Source organism: Candidatus Margulisiibacteriota bacterium (genome assembly GCA_041650635.1).
Lineage (GTDB): Bacteria > Margulisbacteria > WOR-1 > JAKLHX01 > JBAZKV01 > JBAZKV01.
In genome coordinates this window covers 79,269-99,980 of record JBAZKV010000003.1, presented here as the reverse complement: position 1 = coordinate 99,980, position 20,712 = coordinate 79,269, and the positions used below count along the sequence as shown (strand labels likewise).

Annotated in this window: 18 protein-coding genes; 1 reads left to right on the top strand and 17 read right to left on the bottom strand. The window is 46.0% G+C overall.

Annotated features, from left to right (window positions below; all coding sequences use genetic code 11):
• Nucleotides 1-28: 28 nt before the first annotated feature.
• The 16 genes from WC490_01480 to WC490_01405 all read right to left on the bottom strand — a co-directional run bounded on the left by WC490_01480 (nt 29) and on the right by WC490_01405 (nt 18,428).
• Nucleotides 29-1,423: a sugar transferase gene (locus tag WC490_01480; protein MFA5097282.1), complete on the bottom strand. Its 1,395-nt coding sequence runs from the start codon at nt 1,421-1,423 to the stop codon at nt 29-31.
• Nucleotides 1,420-2,529 (bottom strand): glycosyltransferase, encoded by a 1,110-nt coding sequence (locus WC490_01475; GenBank protein ID MFA5097281.1) that lies wholly within the window; start codon nt 2,527-2,529, stop codon nt 1,420-1,422. Before WC490_01475 ends, WC490_01480 begins: the two co-directional genes overlap by 4 nt.
• A complete protein-coding gene (locus WC490_01470; protein MFA5097280.1) occupies nt 2,507-3,544 on the bottom strand; it encodes a glycosyltransferase family 1 protein in 1,038 nt (345 codons plus the stop codon). The genes WC490_01475 and WC490_01470 overlap by 23 nt, the downstream gene beginning before the upstream one ends.
• Nucleotides 3,545-3,547: 3 nt before the next feature.
• Nucleotides 3,548-4,906, bottom strand: coding sequence for a sugar transferase (locus WC490_01465; GenBank protein MFA5097279.1), 1,359 nt, complete (start codon nt 4,904-4,906; stop codon nt 3,548-3,550).
• 31 nt (nt 4,907-4,937) lie between these two features.
• Nucleotides 4,938-5,882 carry a GDP-mannose 4,6-dehydratase gene (locus WC490_01460; GenBank protein MFA5097278.1) on the bottom strand — a complete coding sequence of 315 codons (945 nt, stop codon included), beginning with the start codon at nt 5,880-5,882 and terminating at the stop codon, nt 4,938-4,940.
• Nucleotides 5,882-6,850, bottom strand: a complete 969-nt coding sequence (gene gmd / locus WC490_01455; protein ID MFA5097277.1) for a GDP-mannose 4,6-dehydratase — start codon at nt 6,848-6,850, stop codon at nt 5,882-5,884. The genes WC490_01460 and gmd overlap by 1 nt, the downstream gene beginning before the upstream one ends.
• A 31-nt stretch (nt 6,851-6,881) precedes the next feature.
• Nucleotides 6,882-7,679: a nucleotidyl transferase AbiEii/AbiGii toxin family protein gene (locus WC490_01450; protein ID MFA5097276.1), complete on the bottom strand. Its 798-nt coding sequence runs from the start codon at nt 7,677-7,679 to the stop codon at nt 6,882-6,884.
• Complete coding sequence (locus WC490_01445; protein MFA5097275.1) at nt 7,664-8,212, bottom strand: hypothetical protein; 549 nt, start codon at nt 8,210-8,212, stop codon at nt 7,664-7,666. Before WC490_01445 ends, WC490_01450 begins: the two co-directional genes overlap by 16 nt.
• 156 nt (nt 8,213-8,368) lie before the next feature.
• Complete coding sequence (locus tag WC490_01440) at nt 8,369-9,376, bottom strand: glycosyltransferase family 4 protein (protein ID MFA5097274.1); 1,008 nt, start codon at nt 9,374-9,376, stop codon at nt 8,369-8,371.
• Nucleotides 9,377-9,383: 7 nt separating this feature from the next.
• The gene (locus WC490_01435) at nt 9,384-10,418 is read right to left on the bottom strand and encodes an NAD-dependent epimerase/dehydratase family protein (protein MFA5097273.1); all 1,035 of its coding nucleotides are present in this window, start codon (nt 10,416-10,418) and stop codon (nt 9,384-9,386) included.
• A 2-nt stretch (nt 10,419-10,420) separates the two neighbouring features.
• Entirely contained in the window at nt 10,421-11,656 is a 1,236-nt protein-coding gene (locus WC490_01430; GenBank protein ID MFA5097272.1) for a glycosyltransferase family 4 protein, read from the bottom strand.
• The gene (locus WC490_01425) at nt 11,653-13,821 is read right to left on the bottom strand and encodes a bi-domain-containing oxidoreductase (GenBank protein MFA5097271.1); all 2,169 of its coding nucleotides are present in this window, start codon (nt 13,819-13,821) and stop codon (nt 11,653-11,655) included. The genes WC490_01430 and WC490_01425 overlap by 4 nt, the downstream gene beginning before the upstream one ends.
• On the bottom strand, nt 13,818-15,305 hold the full coding sequence (locus tag WC490_01420; GenBank protein ID MFA5097270.1) for a radical SAM protein: 1,488 nt from the start codon (nt 15,303-15,305) through the stop codon (nt 13,818-13,820). The genes WC490_01425 and WC490_01420 overlap by 4 nt, the downstream gene beginning before the upstream one ends.
• Nucleotides 15,306-15,318: 13 nt before the next feature.
• Nucleotides 15,319-16,299: a DUF362 domain-containing protein gene (locus tag WC490_01415; protein MFA5097269.1), complete on the bottom strand. Its 981-nt coding sequence runs from the start codon at nt 16,297-16,299 to the stop codon at nt 15,319-15,321.
• A 24-nt stretch (nt 16,300-16,323) separates the two neighbouring features.
• Nucleotides 16,324-17,478 carry a glycosyltransferase gene (locus WC490_01410; GenBank protein ID MFA5097268.1) on the bottom strand — a complete coding sequence of 385 codons (1,155 nt, stop codon included), beginning with the start codon at nt 17,476-17,478 and terminating at the stop codon, nt 16,324-16,326.
• Nucleotides 17,475-18,428, bottom strand: coding sequence for a hypothetical protein (locus WC490_01405; protein MFA5097267.1), 954 nt, complete (start codon nt 18,426-18,428; stop codon nt 17,475-17,477). The genes WC490_01410 and WC490_01405 overlap by 4 nt, the downstream gene beginning before the upstream one ends.
• Before the next feature lie 345 nt (nt 18,429-18,773).
• Between WC490_01405 and WC490_01400 the strand changes: the two genes are divergently transcribed.
• Nucleotides 18,774-19,874 carry a glycosyltransferase gene (locus WC490_01400; protein MFA5097266.1) on the top strand — a complete coding sequence of 367 codons (1,101 nt, stop codon included), beginning with the start codon at nt 18,774-18,776 and terminating at the stop codon, nt 19,872-19,874.
• Here the strand turns inward: WC490_01400 and WC490_01395 are convergent.
• Entirely contained in the window at nt 19,841-20,701 is an 861-nt protein-coding gene (locus WC490_01395; protein ID MFA5097265.1) for a glycosyltransferase family 2 protein, read from the bottom strand. The genes WC490_01400 and WC490_01395 overlap by 34 nt on opposite strands.
• Nucleotides 20,702-20,712 lie beyond the last annotated feature (11 nt).

Here is a 20,712-nt window from a genome sequence, read left to right as displayed (position 1 = left end):
AAATAATTTTTCGGAGGTCTTTCACTAACTAATATGCTCCTTTTGAGGAAAGGACCACGGGGATCGTCTTAAGGAGTATCTTGATGTCAAGCCACAGGGACCAGTTCTCTATGTAATAGATGTCCAGTTTAACCATTTCCTCAAAAGACAGTTCCGATCTTCCGCTTACCTGCCAGAGCCCCGTCATTCCCGCAAGGACCCTTAACCTTTTCCAGTGCCATTCGTTATATTCCTTTACCTCCTGCGGAAGCGGCGGACGCGGCCCAACCAGGCTCATCTGACCCAGCAGGACATTGAATATCTGAGGAAGTTCGTCCAGGCTGAACCTTCGAAGAAGGCCTCCGATGCGTGTCACCCTCGGGTCCCTGCGCATCTTAAAGATGGGCCCGTCGGCCTCGTTTCTGTCCGCCATGAGGCTCTTTTGAGCATCGGCTCCTTCTACCATAGACCTGAACTTGAACAGGTGGAATTCCTTGCCGTTCTCCCCCACCCTTTTCTGCATGAAGAACACTGCGCCTTTTGAATCCAACTTGATAAGCACTGCTATAACGGCAAAGATCGGCGCAAAAAGGAGCACCGCCAAAAAAGAGGCGGCCAGATCAAAGGTCCTTTTAAGCAGCGCGTTGAGTCCGTACAGCTTGATCTCTTTTACGGTAATGAGAGGGACCCCAACTATCTCGTCCGAACTTATCCTGGACTCGATTATGTCAAGCACTCTGGGGACGAACTGGAACTCTGCTCTGCTGACTTCGCATACCTCTATCAGCTTCATGACCGCAGTTGAATCCGCTAAAGAACAGGCAAAGATGATCCTGTCCACCCTGCCAAAGGAAAGCGTTTCCCTTAGCTTTGAATAGAATTGCTGGTCTATTCTTTCCTGAATATAGTCCATCTGCCCCACAATGCGCAGTCCCATTTCTGGATGCTCTGTTATTCTTTTGACAAGACCTGCCTTTTGTGCAGGGTCGCCTATTATGAGGACTTTCGCTACTCCGACACCTTTTAAAAAAAGCCATCTTCTTATGCGGATCACAATGATCCTGAAAGCCGCGATCAGGATTATTGACAGGCCCCAGGCCGCAAAGATGACCCTTCTTGATATCACTATCTCCCTGTAGATTAGCGAAATGATGAAAAAGATCAGGCTGGAAACGGTGACAGCACCGGCCACTGAGGCGGCTTCATCCACGGCATCCCTGTTCTGGTTTTTTGAATAGAGCGAAAAGAAATTGAACACCGAGATCGTGGCAAAAACGGCGAACAGCAGGTTCCTTGAATACCTCTCCAGAAGGAACAAAGGATAGACCCCTGATACCCATGGCGGACCGTACTTAACATAGTAACCAAAGATAAAAGAGACGGCCAGAAAGAATATGTCGGCCGCAAGAAGAAGTATTATTATCAGAGTGCTTCTTTTTTTCATTTTTCTAAATAGATGCCCCGCTCCCTAATTTTAGCATCAATATATGAGGCCATCCTCTTTTTGAACACCTCTCTGGAAAACTTTTCCGCATTGGCCCGGCAGACAGAGGAGGTAGTATCCATAGAATTGAACCTCTTTACGGAAGAGGCCACGCTTTCTGCCGTCTGCTCGCCAAAAAAAATGCCTGTTTTTCCGTCAACAACGGTCTCAAGCGCTCCGCCCCTCCCAAATGCAATGACCGGGCGGCCTGCTGCCTGGGCCTCCAGGGGAGTGATCCCAAAATCCTCCAGGCTGGCAAAGACCAGAGCCCTGCAGCCTGCCAGGTATTCTGCGACGTCAGAGTCATCAAGGTAGCCGAGGAATTCAATATTGCTATTTGCCAGTTTTTTCAGGCGGTTTTCTTCTCTTCCCTCCCCTATTATCTTGAGGGGAAGCTCTAGGGCGTTAAAAGCCTCCACTATTATATCTACTCTCTTTTGAGGAACCAGCCGGGACACCACAAGGAAAAAGTCGGAAGGCCTCCCGGAGGGAACAAAAATACTTGTTTCTACCGGCGGATAAATGACTTCGGAAGGTCGTCCATAACAGTTCTCAACCCTTTGCCTGATGAACTGCGAGATGGAAATGAATTCATCGACCCGCTTTGATGAAGCGCTATCCCAATTTCTAAAGCGCTTCATCATAAGATCGAACACAGCCTGTTTAAAGAGGCCGAACCCGGCATATCCGCTGTAATCATATTGCATGTCCCAGGCGTATCTCATGGGAGTAAGACAGTAGCAGATGTGAAGAGCGCCGGGAGCTTTTTTTACGCCTTTGGCAACGGCATGGCTGATGCTGATAACAAGGTCGTAACCCGACAGATCAAAAGCCTCAACAGCCATCGGCATCAGAGGCAGGTAATACATGTATCTTGAGATTGAAAATGGAAGTCTTTGTATAAAAGAGGTCTTGATCCTGATATCTTTTAAGCGCGCGGGCATTCTTGCGCTGTCATGGACACAAGTGAAAACATCCGCCTGCGGGAACAGCTCCAGAAAGACCTCAAGACATCTTTCGGCGCCGCCGTAGCTTACCAGCCAGTCATGAATGAGAGCAACTTTCATAGACCTTTATCGTCTCCCTCGCGCATTTTTCCCACGAGAACATCTTTGCCCGCTCAAGCGCCTTTGCCGCAAGACCGTCTCGACGGTCAGCATCCCTTAAAAGAGCTATGATCTCACCCGCCAAAGTATCTGTATCCTTGGGATCTATCAGGACGGCGGCGTTTCCCGCGACCTCGGGAAGCGAAGATACATTCGAGGTTATCACGGCAAGGCCGCACGCCATGGCCTCTATCACCGGAAGCCCGAACCCTTCGTAAAGCGAAGGGTATACGAAGATTGAAGCCATACTGTAGAGCGAAGGCAGGTCCTGCGTCTCCACATTGTCAAGCCAGAGGACCCTGTCGCAAGACCTGATCTCTTTTATTATGGGCTCCGACAGCCAGCCGGGTTTCCCGGCTATTACAAGCGGCCTGGCGGCTCGGCTCTTTTTATATGCCCTGACCAGGCTTACGATATTTTTTCTCGGCTCTATGGTCCCCACGAACAGGATATAGCTGTCAGGAAGCCCGTATTTGTTCTTTACCCCATCAAGCCTCTTTTTGTCCGCGACCCGCAAAAAATCGCTCCCCACTCCGTTGTGGACAACGGTTATCTTTTCCGGGGCTGTCCCGTAAATATCGATAATATCATTTTTGGTATTCTGCGAAACCGCGATTATCCTGTCGGCCCGTTTAAGCGAGACCGGGGTCATGAGCCTTTTGTAGCGCCTTTTTAAAAAAGTGAACAGCTCCGGGAATTTGACAAAGGAAAGGTCGTGCACTGTCAGGACCTTTTTGCAGTACAAAGGCTGCGCCGGCAGAATATGGTCGGGGGAAAAAAAGAGATCGAACTTTCCCTTGTTGACGATCCCGGGAAGTTTTAAGTGCTCCCACGATTTGCTCTGCGTCCGATCCAGCATAAGCGCATATTCATTTGACCTGTCTATCTTTAACAACCGGTCCGTCAGGCGCTGAAGGTAGGTCTTTATGCCAAAATCCCTGAAGTTGAGCAGTTGGGCGTTTACGGCTATTTTCATCGTCTAATTGGCGCGCCTACGGGTAAAGGCTATCTGCGCGCACTTGAGCACGATCTTGATGTCGAGCATGAGGGACCAGTTCTCTATATAGTACAGGTCGTATTTTATCTTTTCTTCGGGCGGCATGTCATAGCCGCCGGACTGCAGCTGCGCCCATCCTGCGATGGCGGGTTTTATCCTGTGGCGCTCCATGTATTTGGGAACCATTTCCTTGAACTTGCTCACAAAGATGGGCCGCTCGGGCCTGGGCCCCACAAAGCTCATATCGCCCTTAAGGATATTGAAAAGCTGAGGAAGTTCGTCAAGATTGGTCGAGCGCAGAAAGGCGCCGAACGGGGTCTTGCGCGGGTCGTTTTCTGTGGCAAGCACGGGACCCGAGAGCTTTTCGGCGTTCGGCACCATGGTCCTGAACTTATAAAGCCTGAAGATCTTGCCTTTTAATCCCACCCTTTTCTGAACATAGATCGCAGGCCCCCCCGGCGAAGTGACCTTTATCAGAGCTGCGATCAACAGCATCGGTATTCCGAAAACTGCCAGTCCGGCTAAAGCCGCAAAAACATCAAAAGTCCTTTTGACCATCCTGTTAAAAGGTGTCAGTTTTACCCTTTTAAATCCGACCATGGGAAAGCCCTCTATGTCCTCAACGGCTGGGGAAGTGGTCAGGATCTGAAAGATGTCCGGAAGAGAACCCAGAGAAACCTCTTTCTGGTCGCAGAGGTCCGCCAGCTCTGTCAGTGTATCGCGGGAGATCGAAGGATCGGACACAAAAACCGACTGGATCCTATGCTCGTCAATGATCTTATCCAGCCTGTTGAGCCCTCCAAGGACCTTATCACCTGGCTCTCCCACAAACCCCACAAAATGGATGCCGTAGGAAGGATGCTCCTTTATCTTGGCCTCAAGCGACCTTGCAAGGTCCCCGCTGCCTATTATCACACACCTTCTTGCCCCAAAACCCCTGCCCCTTGCCCAGACCTCAAGACGCAGGACTATCTGCCTCGAAATAAGGATCAACACCAGGGCAAAAGCCCAGCTGATGAGGATAAGAGCCCTTGAGTGTTCGTATTCGCGGTGAAGCAGGGTCGGCACCATGACCAGCAGATAGGACAAAGAAACCGCCACAACTCCAGAAACCAACTCGTCCAGTTCGACAAAGATGCCTCTTCTGGTACGGTACATTCCCAGAAAATAGAACACAGCGGCATTCAAGATGATAAGCCAAAACAGATACTGGGCGTACTGGCGCAGAGGAAAGGACAGAAATCCCGAAAAATAAAAGTCCCCGAACCTGAAATGATAGGCCGCAAAATACGCCAGCGCCAGGCTAAAAGCGTCAAGAACAAGTCTGATTGCGGTGAACATAAGAGAATTGTATCTCAATTAGAGCGTTCATTCAACTTTTCAAAAGCCAGTAATCCAGTGTATCCCTGAGGGTCTTTTCTATAGGGACCTCTGGCTTCCACCCGGTTTCCCGCGATATCTTTGAATTATCTATATTGGCCTCTAAAGCATCAGTTCTGCGGAGTTTTTCGCTTGATCGGCGGATCGCTATCTTTTTCCCCGACATAGCTATGAACATTTGCACAATGTCCCTAAGCAGATAATTTTTGCCGGAAGAAATATTGTAAGCCCCGGTTTTTCCGCTTTTTGCAAGTGCTAAGTAAGCGTCTGCAACATCTCTCACATCCAAGAAGTCTCTCTTTACATCAATATTGCCAAGTTCAATGACCGGCGCCTGCCTTTCCTTCATTATGAGAGCCACCTGCTTTGCAACAGTTGGGACAAAGAATACAGGCGACTGCCTCGGTCCAAGATGGTTTCCCGGTCTTGCCACAATTATATTAAGCCCAAAAGAAGACGCGTAAGTTCTTGCCAAGATATCCGCGGAAGCTTTGCTTGCGGAGTACGGATTAAGCGGCAGTAACGCCGCGTTTTCATCAGCCTTGGTCATAGATGAACTTGCTCCGTACACTTCTGAAGAAGATACGATCAGGGCTCTCGTCTTTGGGCTGCCATTCCTAACAGCTTCTAGTATGTTGACAGTACCCGAGACATTTGCATCAAAGGCTTCTTTTGGGTGTTCCAGGGACAGCTTTACGCTGCTTGCAGCCGCCAGGTGAAAAAGAAAGTCGGGCTTGTCTGAAGCAATAAAAGAATGGAGCTTGTTTTCATCAAGAATATCGGTTTCTTCCAACTTGAGACCATCCAGACAGTGAATGATATTTTCCGTGCCGGTGTCAGGCTGAATAAGACCGTGAACTTCATATCCCTGTGCAAGCAGCAGATCGCAAAGATGGCTCCCGGCAAACCCGTTTATCCCGGTAATAAGGGCTTTCATTATTTGCCAGGAGCTTTGCTGGCCAAAAGATCGCTGTCAACCATAAGTTTGACCAGTGAGGTAAAGTCCGTTCTTGGCGTCCAATTAAGGACCCTTCTTGCTTTTGAACTGTCAGCAAGCAGCAGATCGACTTCGGCCGGACGCAAAAACTCTTTATCTATCTTAACATATTTTTTATGGTCCAGCCCTGCATGTTCAAACGCAATTTTAACAAAATCCAAAACACTGTGCGTCTTTCCCGTTCCGATCACAAAATCCTGCGGCTCCTTTTGCTGCAGCATAAGCCACATGGCCTCAATATAGTCCCCTGCAAACCCCCAATCGCGCTTTGCATCCAGATTCCCGAGGCTGAGCTCTTTTTGAAGCCCAAGCTTTATTTTGGCAACAGCATCAGTGATCTTCCGCGTCACAAATTCCTTGCCTCTTCTGGGGCTTTCGTGGTTGAACAGGATCCCAGAACACGCAAAGATCCCGTATGATTCTCTGTAGTTGACGGTAATAAAATGCCCGTAGACTTTTGCCACGCCATAAGGACTTCTTGGGTAGAATGGAGTATCTTCGTTCTGCGGTGTCTGCCGCACCTTTCCGAACATTTCACTTGATGACGCCTGGTAGAACTTGATCTTCTTGTCTACGTGTCTTATGGCTTCCAGCATCCTTGTGACGCCTATGGCAGTGAACTCTCCCGTCAAAAGGGGCTGGTTCCATGAGGTGGGAACAAAGGACTGCGCAGCAAGGTTATATATTTCATCCGGGCCGGTTTCCTTTATCAGTTCTATCAAGGAAAGCTGGTCCAATAGATCGGCCTGCTTCAAGACTATCTTATCCATAATATGGTTGATGCGCTCAAAACTTTCTGTACTGGACCTTCTCACCATGCCAAAGACCTCATAACCTTTAGAAAGCAGAAGTTCTGCTAGATAAGACCCATCCTGGCCGGTAATGCCTGTTATTAGTGCTTTTTTCATTAGATGTCCTTTCTTTCCGCCCGCCCTAAAATTAATATCCGCTAAGCACTTCCATAATATGCTCCTTGCTAAGAAGAAGAGCTTCGCCTCTGTCTTCCAGAAACGGCAAAACATCTTTTACAATTCTTTTAAAATCAGCCTCGGCTATTTTATGCTTCAATAGATCTTTCCATCTGGACTCAAGATCCGGTATTCTAAAATTCTGCGTCTGATAGATGGCATTGTCCAACAGTTCAATATTTGGCACTGCCTTTTTGCCCAAATACCACACAAGATCGTAGTAATCCCTTCCTTTTTCGAATTTCCTAAACAAGATCGCGTGCAGTTTGCCGGCCATGAGTGAAGACAGATCGTAGGACTGCACATAAAAAGAATAATCCTTATTGAGCAGATGCAGCTGCACGGCGCCTCCTTTGGGAGGATTATAGTCTATTTCCAGTTTGATTGATATTGTTTCATTTTTGTGCGGCGAAAGGTCCAGCTTCTCAAGTATTCCCGGAAATTTAATAAAGGCGTTTCGCACATTACCTTGCGCTTTTTTTCTTGTATTCACGGCAAGGTTGTAACATCTTAATTCCTTTTCAAGGTCCGCTGACATCTCTAAAAATCCCGCCTTGTCCGAGAAGGATGAAAAATCAAGGTCCTCCGAAAATCTTTTCGTGCGGTAAATGAACCTTAGCGCCGTGCCTCCGACAAAGATAAGATCTTTAAAATATTTCTTTTCAAACAACACCTTCAGGACCAATGATTGCAAGTATTCACGAAGCGCATTTCTTTTTTCAAGATCCGAACTGTATTCATTTAACTTTCCCTTTAATAGTTCTTCCATGTCTTCTCCAGTATTTTTACGGCAATATCCACCTTTCTTAACCCAAAAAACCTCGCGTATTTTTTTAACACGGACAATTTTAACCCCTCAATATTCTGAAGACGCATATTCCCCGCGAAAAAGTCCTCTCCCATGGCGCCGGCAGATTTGACATTTAAATATACATGGTCAAGCAACGCTTTTTCCGGTGTCGCGATCATAATACCGTTCTCTTTTACATACCCGAAAAAAAAGTTGTTTTTGATATGCCGGTAATGGTAGATGCCTGTTCTATTTTCAAATCTATTGGTTTTTTTGGTGGATACTGAAGTATAAACCCTGACGATATCAGGGATAAGGCCGTAGTAAGAAAGCGCGTACTCAAGGCTCAAATACGAAGGCTGGACCAAAAGGTTAGCAATAGATCCTGGCTCCGGAAAAGGTTTGTAATCACGGGAAAAGACATAAAGGCCCTTTTTGAGTTGGACAAGAAGCCCCTTTTTTTTCCAGCCTGCCACCTGATTCCTGATTATTTGCTTGTCTTGCCCAAGCATGGGAAAAAGCCGACTATCAATGACAGGCTCGGATTTAAATTTTCTAAAAAACTCTGCAAATTCCATTCGTTTCTCTAAATAACAATATTTTGTTATCTGTCGAAATCATAGCACTTCAGGAATTGACACGTCAAGAGGCCCAAATTTTAGCTTTATCTATGCCTCATCAAAAAACTGTTCCGTTCCACGCATCATAGAATCTATTGAAAACTTTTCGGCAATTGTTCTTTTGGCGGCTATTGCCAGAGCGGAACTCTTTGCAGGGTCTGCCAGGAGTTTAGATGCCGCATCACTAAGCTTGTCCGGATCCCCCGGTGGGACAACGTACCCGTTCTCCCCTTCTTTTATCAATTCCCTTATTCCCCCCACATCTGTCGAAATGACCGCCCTTCCAGCAGCCATAGCCTCCAGAAGCGAGAACGGAAGTGACTCTGACAAAGAAGGCATGACAAAGATGTCCATGCCGCACAAAAGAGGAAGGATGTTTTTTGCATGCCCGGTAAATGTGACCTTGCTTTCTATCCCAAGTTGTTTAGACATCCCTTCAAGCTCTTTTCTTTTTGGCCCGTCCCCTACCAGCAAAAGCCTGACGCATGAAAGGTCCTTTAGAAGCAGGGAAAAGGCCTTCAAAAGAACTTCAAGCCCCTTATTCTTTACAAGCCTGCACACTGTTCCTATTACCACAGTCCCGCCGGAAGTTCCAAAAGCTGCGTCGGGCGGCATATCAACGCCGTTATAGATGACGGCAACTTTGTCCGTAGAAATACCATAGTTGCGGCAGAATGTTTCTTTGCTGTTTTGGGATACGCAAATAAATCTTTGCACACCCCTGAGCGAGGCCAACGCGATCAGTTTCTTTAGCCGGGAAAGAAAAGGGAACCTGGAGGACTGTGCTGCTACAGAGTGGACCGTGGCCGTGATCTTCACACCTCTAAATAAACCGCTGACCAACAGATTGGCTGCGCAGTGGATGGGAAGCCCGAGGTTAAAATGCACCAGATCCGGCTTTTCTCTCTTAAGCAGGAAAAAGAACCGCAGGGGATCCAGATTTGACGCAAGTACCGGAAGATATCTGTCGCGCGGGATGCGGCTTGATATAACGGACAGATAGTGCTCCGCTCCCCCTGATTCCTTTGAGCCGGAGTAAAAAAGTATCTTTTTCAAAGACTTTTTACTTGTCCCTTACGGCAGAAGATACTCCCGGACCGAAAGAAGCGCTTGATTCAATGTGCTTCCAGTTGTTCCTGAACCATTCGATAGTGTTTGCAAGCCCTCTGTCAAAGGGCATTTGCGGTTTATAGCTTACCAGTTTGCCGGCTTTTTCCACCGAGGCAAGCAGCCGGGGCTTGGTATCCCATTTTCTTCTCTGGATCAACCTGATGCCGGCTTTGTTGCCTGTGTGCTCGTTTATCATTTTTGCCAGGCTGATGATGCTGGTCTCTTTACCCGAAGCCAGATTGAACTCCTGGCCTACCGCGCTTTCAAAGTGGCCGGCCCGCAGCAGCCCGTCCACCAGGTCGCCCACATATGTAAAATCCCGCGTCTCTTCCCCGGTGCCTGTAATGGGAAGAGCCTCTCCCTTCATCGCCCAATAAATAAAGTTCGGGATCACATTCCTGTACTGGCCCGGGACCTCGCCGGGGCCGTAGGAATTAAAAAAGCGCGTCTTTACCACGGGCAGTTTGTAATGGTTAAAAAAGAAATTGCAGTAGAGTTCGCCGAGCATCTTGGTGATCTGGTAAGGGGTGGTCAGGTTCATCGACATGAACTCTTCCCTGAGGGGCATTGGCGCGGAGCTCCCGTAGATGGAGCAGCCGGAAGACGCATACACCACCCTCTTAACGCCGTTAAAGAGGCTGTACTCAAGCACCTTTAGTATGCCAAATCCGTTAGTCTGCAGGTCTTTTTCGGGATAGTCAACTGAGTTCTGGTTGGCAAAAAAAGCCGCCAGATGGAAAACAATATCGGGTTTTTCAAAGAACACCCTCTTTAGGTACACATCATCGGCGGTATCCCCCTTAACGAACATCAAGCCCTTCTTTTGGGGGACATTCCAGGTATAACCCGAGGAAAGGTCGTCCAGGACCACCACAAGTTTTGCCCCTGCGTCGCTCAAAGCCGAGCAGAGATTGGTCCCTATGGCGCCTGCTCCTCCCGTAACAAGAACGGTCTTTCCCTCGTAGCTTTTCAAATGGTCGGCTGTCATAATTACTTCCTCCCGCTGTCCTTAATTATATCAGTAAAGATATTCAGGATGTCCATAGCTACCTTCTTCAGCGAAAAATTCTCTACGACATAGTCCCTTCCTGACCTTGCCATCTTAAGGCATTTATCGCGGTTATCAGCAAGGGCCCGTAACTTTTCCGCCAAAAGAGCCGGTTCTTCAGCCTCTATGCAGAGCCCGCACTCGGACTCATTTATCAATTTGGGGGCATCACCCTCCAAAGGCATGCTGGCAAGCACAGGGCGCTCTGCAGCCATCATACTAAGTATTTTTGACGGCACCACGGGGGTTTTGACCTTTTTATTCAGAGTTACCAGGCCGACATCGCAGGAGGCCACGACCAAAGGATAAACGGCTTTTGACTGCATCGGAAGAAACCGGATGTTATCAAGTCCGTACTCCCGGGCCTTTTCGATCATGTTCTTTTTTTCTATTCCGTCGCCAACTATAAAGAATTCAATGTCTTTCCTGTCCTTAAGCAGGCGGGCAGCTTCTATGACACTTAGAAGCCCTTGAGACATCCCCAGAGTTCCGGCATATCCGACAACGAACTTATTATTAAGGTCATGCTGTTTTGAAAATTCATTTATCCTGGGAAGAGGCTTTAAATCATCTGTGTCAACCCAGTTGTGCAGCACCCGTATTTTGCTCTCGTCTATGCCCCTGTTTTTTATGTATTCCCTGTTGCCGGCGGAATGAACTGTGATGGCAGCCGCTTTTTTATAGCAAAATCTTTCTATCGAGCGCAGCGCCGCTATTGAGAGCTTGTTCTTTAGCACGCCCTGGTCTATATAGCACTGCGGATGAAGGTCCTGTACTCCAAATACAAAAGGGACCCTTTTAAAAAGCCGCAGCAGCCAGGCGGAGATCCCCATGAACAATGGAGGCGAATAGACATATACTATGTCGGGGTTTTTAACCATAAGACCCGCGAGGAGGGCTGAAACCGGAGCCGTTAAATGCCCAAGCGCAAGCTTAACTTTTTTTGGGCCTATCAGAGGAAAGCTGACCCTGACCACCTCAACGCCGTCCAGGCTTTCACGCATGAACAGCCTGCCTCTGTATTTGGCAGGGATCTCTTCAAGATTGTACCAGGGGAATCCCGTAACGACCGTTACGCGGTTGCCCAAGGAGACTAGTTGTCTGGCCAGTTCATAGAACAGGTTGGCTGCGGTCCCTATCTCCGGGGGAAAATATCTTGATAAAAGGACTATGTTCATTCAAGAAGGCCTTCAATTGCTTGAAGCTGTTTTGTCTTTAGCGATTCAATGGCCTTAAAAGTGACCAGCGTAGTATACATGTACTCCTCAAAATCCACAGGATTGCCGCTTCCGTTCAATATCGCATCAAACAAAGCTTTGAATTCCGCGTCAAAGCCCCTGTCAAGGTTGAAAGACTTTTTCTTCTGGCTTTTTCCTTCTTTTGCAAAAAAGAAGTTCTTAAAATTATCGATGACGCAAACCGATTTCTTGCTGAACACCTCAACCCTTTCCCTTGGCAGCAGCCTGTCGCCCTGTGAGGCATAAAGGATAGTTGCAACAGAACCGTTCTTCATTTTTAAAGAGATTATCAGGTTGTCTTCACCGTTATCGGACGTGTTCTGCGCAAAGACGCTGACCGGCAGGGACCCGGCCAAAAACTGGACCAGGTCAACAAAATGGCAGGCCTCCCCTATCACGCGGCCCCCGCCTTCGCCTGAATCATGCACCCAGCTGTCTTTGGGAACAAAACCCGCATTCACCCTGCAGTTTATGACCATATTGTCGGCTCCCGCCAGAAGAGCCTTTGCTTTTTGAGCGAACGGAGAAAAACGCCTATTAAACCCCACCATGAATACGAGCCCGGGATGGGAGTTATAAGCTTTTGCTATCTGCCTGAGTTCTTCTTCATTCATCGCAAGTGGTTTTTCGACAAAAACATTTTTACCCGCGTTAAGGCAGTCTATTGCCATCCTTGCGTGAAGATTGTGGCGTACGGCTATAAGAACACAGTTTACCGCTGGATCTTTCAGCATTTCTTTATAATCGGAAACAACATATTTGAACCCGTATTTTCTGGCCGTGTGTTGTGCTTTATAACCGTCCGCATCCGCAAGACAGACAAGCTCGATATTCTTGATCTTCTTTATTGACGGAAGTATCCCCGTATTAGCGTGAAGTCCGGCGCCGATAAGACCGACCCCGACTTTCTTTAAAGGATTAGATGATGCCTTTTTGCGCCCCGGAAGGTCCAGCTTAACGGACCTTGTTTCCTTTTTAAGCTGTTTAGGATATTCCAGTATGACCCCCAAATACGGCTCTTTGCCCTTTAAGATCATGTCATAGGCATCAAGAGCATTGTCGATGGTAAATCTGTGGGAGATAAGTCCTTTTACATTTACTTTTTTTTGGCTGATAAGGGTCAGGAAATATTCCATATTCCTCTGGGTGGTCCATCTTACATACGGCAGAGGATAATCAATGCCTTTGGATTCATAAAGAGGGTCAAACTTACCCGGACCCGTTGCGCGGGAAACAATAACGCTCAATTCTTTCTTAAAAAAATCCTGCCTGGGAACATCAAGGGAGATCATTCCGCAGGCAACTATCCTGCCGTGGTCGCGGCTCAGTTCTGCAGCAAGCTCTATCGGTTTATTGTCCTGGGAACCGGCCATTATTATTACCGCGTCGGCTCCAACACCGCCCGTAAAATCAAGAACAGCCTGCGAAATGTCGTCACGGCCGATAACGGCAGTTTTATCGCAGCCTGCTTCAAACGCCATCTTTACTTTTGACTCGCTTATATCAATTCCTATAACCTTGCAGCCAAAAGCCTTTAGCATCTGCACGGTCAGCTGGCCAAGAAGGCCCAGACCGATGACGGCAACATTTTCACCGAACGACAGGTTCGCAACTCTTATCGCGTTCAAAGCGATAGCGCCAAGCCCAACGAAAGAGGCTTCCTCAAAGGAGACATTTTCCGGTATCTTTACGAACAGGTTCTTGGGTACAAAGTTATATTCGGCGTGTGACGCGTAGGGTTCGCTATAGCATGCGACCCGGTCCCCTTCTGCGACACCAGGGACTCCGTCGGCGACCTTTATAACGCTTCCGCAGCAGCTGTAGCCCAAAGGCACCGGTGAGTCCAGCCTGCTCATGGAGGCTTTGTAGGCTTCCATCAACCCGTCAACCTTGATCTTGTTTATCACCATCTTGACCAGATCGGGCCTGCCAAGGGCCTTTCCCAGGTATCCTTTTTTGGCAAAATCTATCATCAGTTTTTCAGTGCCAACGCTTACAAGCGAATTCCTTGTATCAAGGATCATTCCTCCCGGAAGGAGTATCGGGTCCGGGACTTCCACAAGCTGGAGCTCTCCTGACTTATAGTTCTGGATTATCTGTTTCATACTTTAACCACCCATTTGATTACCTTTCTTATATCTGAAGCCAACATTTTTGGCTCCGACCTGTATGCCCTTCTTCTTGCCCAACCCCGGCGGACAAGGTTGATCATCTTTGTATTGTGCTTGTGAAATGCATCCATCATAAAATTCGCAAGTTTTTCAAATTTTTCATTATCGATTTGCGCCACTCTCTTTTTAGGGTCTTTAAAATACATGTCTTTGGGATTTACCTTGAAAAAGTGGTCCAGCCCCACTTTTTCATACAAAAGCCCCATCTTTACGCCAGTATCGTACAGTTCCGTTTCCGGCATCGGGTTATAGACGCCAAGCCCCGCGTAATAAGGGTTTAATTCTTTCATAAAAGTGTATGTGCTGCGGATATCCTCTTCAGTTTCTTGAGGAAGCCCCATCATAAAATATGCGCTCCAAAAAACATTGTATTTGTTCAGCAGCGCCGCGGCTTTTCTGATCTGCTCCATGGTCACGCCCTTATTTGTCTCTTTAAGTATCTTTGGGCTTCCGGTCTCAACTCCTATCTTGACCACATTGCACCCCGCCTCGATCATCTTTTTGAGCATCTCTTCGTCAAGAACATCCACTCTGGTAGTGCACTCCCAGTTTATGTTCAGCTTTTCATCTATCATCCGCTGCAAAAGCTCGAACAGTCTTTTTCTGTTTATTGTAAATGTATCGTCTTTAAAAGCGAACTGTCTTGTCCCGTAGTTGGTTTTTACAAGTTTGATCTCTTTTATCACGCTGTCAATAGATCTGTATCTTACCCTTCTTGCCCACATATGAAAACAATAGGTGCAGCCGTAGGGGCAACCCCTGGTGGTCATTATAACTCCCATATCCTCTGATGAATAATTTTGGGCGTTCATCAAGAGTTCGCGCGCAGGAAGCGGAACAATATCAAGATCTTCGATCAGAGCGCAATTGGGGTTGTTGATGACCTTTCCGTCTTTTTTATATGAAAGTGACCCGATCCCCGAAAATCCGCTCTTGGCCGCAATAGCCTTCATTAATTGAGGCAGAACCAGCTCCCCCTCGCCTCTAACGGCAAAATCTATATCGTTGCTTGACAAGACCTGTTCCGGATCAAGTGTCGGATGGGCTCCTCCTACGATGACGGGAACAGAAGCATCCCATTTCTTGCAGATTTGCGCCAGCTTGACGGCTGCCCCCAGTTTCTGGGTCATGACCGTAAGACCTATGACATCAGGCCGGAATTCCTCCAGATATTTTTTGATGTCCCCCCAGATATGATGATGATCATTGTTGATGCCATCCACATAGAGTTGAAGCCGCTTGTACTCGTCGCTGTAGTTGATGTCATTGGTCATTGTGATCTTATCGACTTCAAGGACCTTGACCTCATGCCCTTCTTTTGTAAGGACAGCGGCCAGTATGGCCAGGCCGATCGGGAAAAAATTGTTCGCGTATCCCGTAAAGACCTTAAATGGAGGATCTATCAATAAAATCCGCATTATTACCCCTATATCAATACTGCTCGATCTTGAATTTATTTCCCTTGATCAGCCTGTTGACCCTCTGCAGGAATTTTGACACGAATGTTCCGTAGAATATCTGATTGGCAAGTCTGCTCTTGAACAGCACCAGAGCCCCGTAGTTGTGAAGCGTTCTTTTTAAGTAGAACTTGACCGTCTTGAATTTTGAGATATCATCATTGAATGTAACTGCGCTTATGTCTTTTGGCATTATCCCTTTTTTCTTTGCGACATTAAAATGCTCGATGTTATCGGACCTGATACCCATAATATTCGTCATGACAAGGTCTCCAGCCGCGTGATCGTCCGTAACCGCCACAATATCCATCTTTATTGAATCGCCAAACATCGGACCGCTCCTGTTGAGCATAAAAGTCCCGTCATATACGGCCATTTTTATATTGAACAACTTATTGATGGCATTTATTATTTCGCTGAAATCCGAATGATAATACAGCCGCATAACTCCCGGTATACAGCCCCACTGGTTCTTAATAGCTCCGGTGTATCCTGTCATCATGTGTATTTTAGGTACCGGAACTGTTATAAAGGTGTCCGCCTGGTCCAATAAAAGGATCGGGAGCTCTATTTTTACAATTCTTCTGCCTATCTTTATTTCAACCGTTCGCAGCGGGGATTTAGTAAGATTGACCAGCTTTACCCCGTATTTTTTCTGCAATTCGGGAAGGCAGTGGTGTTTGAAGGCCGTTTCAGTTGCCCAGGCTTTGTTGCCGCCGTCAGATTCAACTATCGTTATATCGTCAGTTATATCCTTTAGCGCTCTAACCGCGGCTTCAAGAACCGGGGTTGAAGTTGTAACACCTTCTTTGTATCCGGGATAAGTGTAGTTTGGCTTAAGAACGACTTTTGAGCCGTTTTTTATGAGGTTTTTATACCCTGCCCATTCCATACCCGCGCGTATGTCCTCAAATAATGACGCAGCGGAGGTCTTTTTGATAAAGAACTTGCTCATTTATGAATATTATTATATCACTAATCAAAAGGGGCGTTTTGAACAGGTAACTTCTATATATACTGATTCGTACAGTTTTGCGATCTTATCCCATGTAAAATTATCTCTGACCATCTTATAGCCTTTTTCACCGTAAGCAGCGCGTTTTTGCGGAGAATCCAGAAGCAGTTTGATCTTTTGTGCAAGGTCTTCATCATCATACCGAGCAACTTCACCGCAATTGTCCTTAACAACGCCGGCTATTCCACCTTTGTCATTGATCACCACCGGAGTGCCGCAGGAACATGCTTCCAGTATCGTATTTCCGAAGATCTCATAGCTTGAATTAAGGACATATATGTCCGCGGCGTAATAGGCAAGATATTTGTCCCTGCCGTAAAGCGGCCCCGTCACAAGCACATCTTTTTCTATCCCTAGTTCTTTGATCAAGGCCTCGGCCCCTTTTGTAAAACCGTCGTCCGGCCCTGTTATGATCAAAATGGCGTTATAGTTATCTTTCAACAGTTTTGAGAACGCTTTGATCAATATGTCAACTCCCTTTCTTTTGTGTACCCTTCCAAGATATAGAAGAATTGTTTTGTCTTCCGGTATGCCGTATCTTTTCCTAAACTCTTGTCCGTCCTTGATATCCTCCGGAGGAAGTATTACGGCATTTGATATTGTGACGATCTTGCTGTCAGGAACGCCTTTTGACGCTATCTGTCGCCTTTCCAGGTCAGAAACGCCTATCACCCTGCTGGCGTTCCTAAGTATCCTTGCCCCGAAAATAATATCAAACAGATACTTCTTGATAAAACCGTTCATTATTATAGGAATGCTGCCGTGCGGAGAAACAACATATGGGACACCCGCTCTTGTAGCTGCAGCAGAAGATATCATGTTTTGATATCCCCAATAATTATTCAAGTGAAGAACATCATAATTTTTTGTCTCTTGCTCCAGCCAGTCTTTCATTTCCGGGGTATATCTGTATTTGCCGAATTTTGACGCGAACTTTTTAACTTCAACTCCTTTTAGCTCTTTAGCATAGCCTTCGTCAAAAGCAAAGTCTGTTGTGCAGATAGTGACCTCATGCCCCATTTTTGCCAGCGTTTTTGAAAGCCCAAAGACATTGCCCACCGAGCCTCCCATCTCCGGAGAAAAGAACTGGATCACCTGCATTATCTTTAATTTTTTCATTTGCTCACGCTCTTTGACAGCAACCTCTGCCTGTTTTGCTGTTTCAGATAATAAAAATAAGCCATATTCACCACAAACAAAAGATTAGCGGGAAAAGACTCAAATAGAATATTAGTCATCATAAAAGGCAGATATATTGCCCACAGATGAAAACATATTTGCCTCTTGAGAAACAGACCCAGGGCAAACGAAAAGAACAGGACCAGAGAGAACAATCCGGAGTTATACGCGATCGATGTTACCGTAGAATCGGCAACAAAAGAAGCACCATCATCATCCGTTGACATCCTTTTTGCGGTGGATGCCACATTTGACGCCATCCCGAATTTCTGGGATAGGACCAGATTTTGAAAACCGATACTATCCCCCATTATTCCAACCCGCGCATAAAAAGACTTATAGATATCCCCTCTATTGGTGAGCGTGGGAAGCATAATGACTCCGGAAAACATTATCAGAACAGAAAGGATCAATATCAGCATTTTTTGCCTGGTAAAGCAGTATAAATTTACAAAATAGAACAGCATCAGAGAGATGAGCCCAGTGCCGGACGCGGCTAATATTACGCTTGCCGGGCCAAGCAGATATACGACCCCATTCTTAATAAAACTGTTCTTTACAAAGTGATATGTGTAATACATGGTCAACAAAGCAAACACCGCCATCAATGTCGGAGCAATAAAAAACCCCGGGTTCCGCAGACTTAGCCCCATAAAACCCGGGCCAAACCAGGTCTTTAAATGGAACAATTCCCAAACCTGAAGAACGAATGCAAATAAAAAAAGCCATAGAAGAAGCCTGGTCAGTGTTTCCTGAAATCTCTCATCAATATATTTATATACAAAAAACAATGTCAGAAGCGGAAGGATCCATCTCGCACCATAAAGGATATATGAGATCCCGGTCCCTGCAATGACAGAAATAACGACGGAAAACAATATGGATATCATAAAATACACAAAATTCTTATGGAGAAACAGTCTTTTGTTCTTGAGATAATTTAAAATGCCGACGCAAATGATGGCGATAAATCCTGCATCCTTTATAAGTTTTATGTATATTGGCGTGAGTGAAATATCTGAAACACGCAAAGAATTGCTAAGCAAAGCCAGAATCTCCCCCAAATTAAAGATCGGTGTCAACGCGATCAGGATCAGGATTAAAATACGATATGTCCTGCCGGGAGATATGACTGGTTTATTCATGAGGTATTATAAGTAATTATAACAAACATATTGGCATGAAATAAGTAATAGCTGCCAACATTATGTATAATTGTGACAGGAGCGGCAAAATTGAAAGTAGCATTTCTTGTGACCGGAGGAAGATATGGCGGAATAGAAAGAGTGTTCCTTGTTCTTGCAAATGCCATGTCAAGCCATGTAAAACAGATAGACCTTGTCTTTACAGACATTGAAGGTGAAGTGTATCCCAGAATACCCAAGGGATCCGGATATAACATTGTAAATCTAAAGGCAAAACGGCTAAGAAAAGCACTTCCTGCTCTCATTGGATATTTGGCAAGGGAAAAACCGGACTATTTGATCTCCGGCTCTTTAACAGTAAATCTTTTTGCCGCGCTCGCCAAGATACTCTCATTTTCAAAAACCAATATCATTTTGGGAGTGCACAGCATTATTTCCGAGCTAAAGGAATCCGGAGGGATAACCTTCAGCCTCCTTCCTTTATTAAGCAGGCTGACTTATTGGGCTGCCTATAAGGTCATAGCAGTTTCCAATTTTGCCGCGGAAGATTTTTCTAAAACTACGGGGATCCCAAGAACGAGAATAGATGTAATATACAATCCAGTACCAATAGAAGATATAACAAAAGAATCCTTTGCCCGATTTGAACATCGTTTTTTCAGCACCGGCCATCCGCCTGTCATCATTTCTGTCGGCAGGATTGAAAAAGAGAAGAATTACTCACGCCTCATTGAAGCCTTTTCTATTATTAGAAAACACCATGAAGCAAAACTGCTTATTATCGGGGAGGGTAGCCAAAGAAAAATGCTTATTGAAAAGGCAAAAGCACTCAACATTATTAAGGATGTTGATCTCCCAGGTTTTAATCCAAACCCTTATCCTTATATGAAACAATCTTCGGTATTTGCGCTTTCATCTGATCATGAGGCGTTCGGGATAGTGCTGATTGAGGCTCTAGCTCTTGGACTTCCGATCGTTGCAACAGATTGTCCGGGCGGTATACGAGAAGTGTTGGAAAACGGAAAATACGGAATAATAACGCCCAAGTCGGATACGAAGTCGCTTGCGGATGCAATTGAAAGGTCTTTAGATGCTCGCCGTGATGAAATTTTTTTAAAAAACCGCGCGCGCGATTTTTCCGCAGAAAAGATATCGGATCAGTATCTGAAGCTCCTGGGAGTGCTGGGATAATTTCTCATTTTTAAATAAATGGATTCAATGATCATCCCTATTGCAACGATCACAGAAAAAAGCATTCCTTTTATTCCCAGGTTCTTTTTGTTTCTGTAAATCATCGCGGAGATATTACCAAGAAGAGACTTAATTCCCCTGCCCCTCGCTTCAGACGACGGTTTATGCGCGGCTTTCGCAAAAGGGGTGTAATAATTGACATATTTTCTGGACACTCTGTATGAAAAATCAGCGTCTTCGCCGTAACAGTACCCCATAAGCTTCTCATCAAACATAAATTCTTCAAACACCTTCCGTTTATAGGCGGTCACTCCACCTGCGATAAATTCTACCTTCCTAACGTTTTTATCCCCGTAGACAAATGTAGGCATTCCAGAGATCCTAAAAGCTCCGTTCCCGAACATCGGCATCAAAAAGACCATTTTTAATACGCGGTATAAGCCTTTTTCCGTTTCGGTATTTTGATTTATAATGTTGCCGGATATCCCGCCGATATTTTCCGATCTCTTTTCCTCAAAGAGCTCCAATATTTTAAAAATAAAATCTCTTTCTATAAAAAGATCGTCGTCAAGAAAGATCAGAATATCACCCTTGGATTGTTTTATGCCATAATTCTTTGATTGAGTAAGTCCGGTGCTATTTCTGAACTCCAGATATTTCAAGCCTTTGTATCTGCTCTCAAAATATTGTTTATTCCCCTTCTTCCCCCCTTCAACAACGATCACTTCTTCAGGCAAATATGTCTGGCAATAAACAGCATTCAGACATTTTTCAAGATCCGATTTCCTGTTTTTTGTGGGGACAATCACGGATACGGAATATTGCATTTGGCGCACGA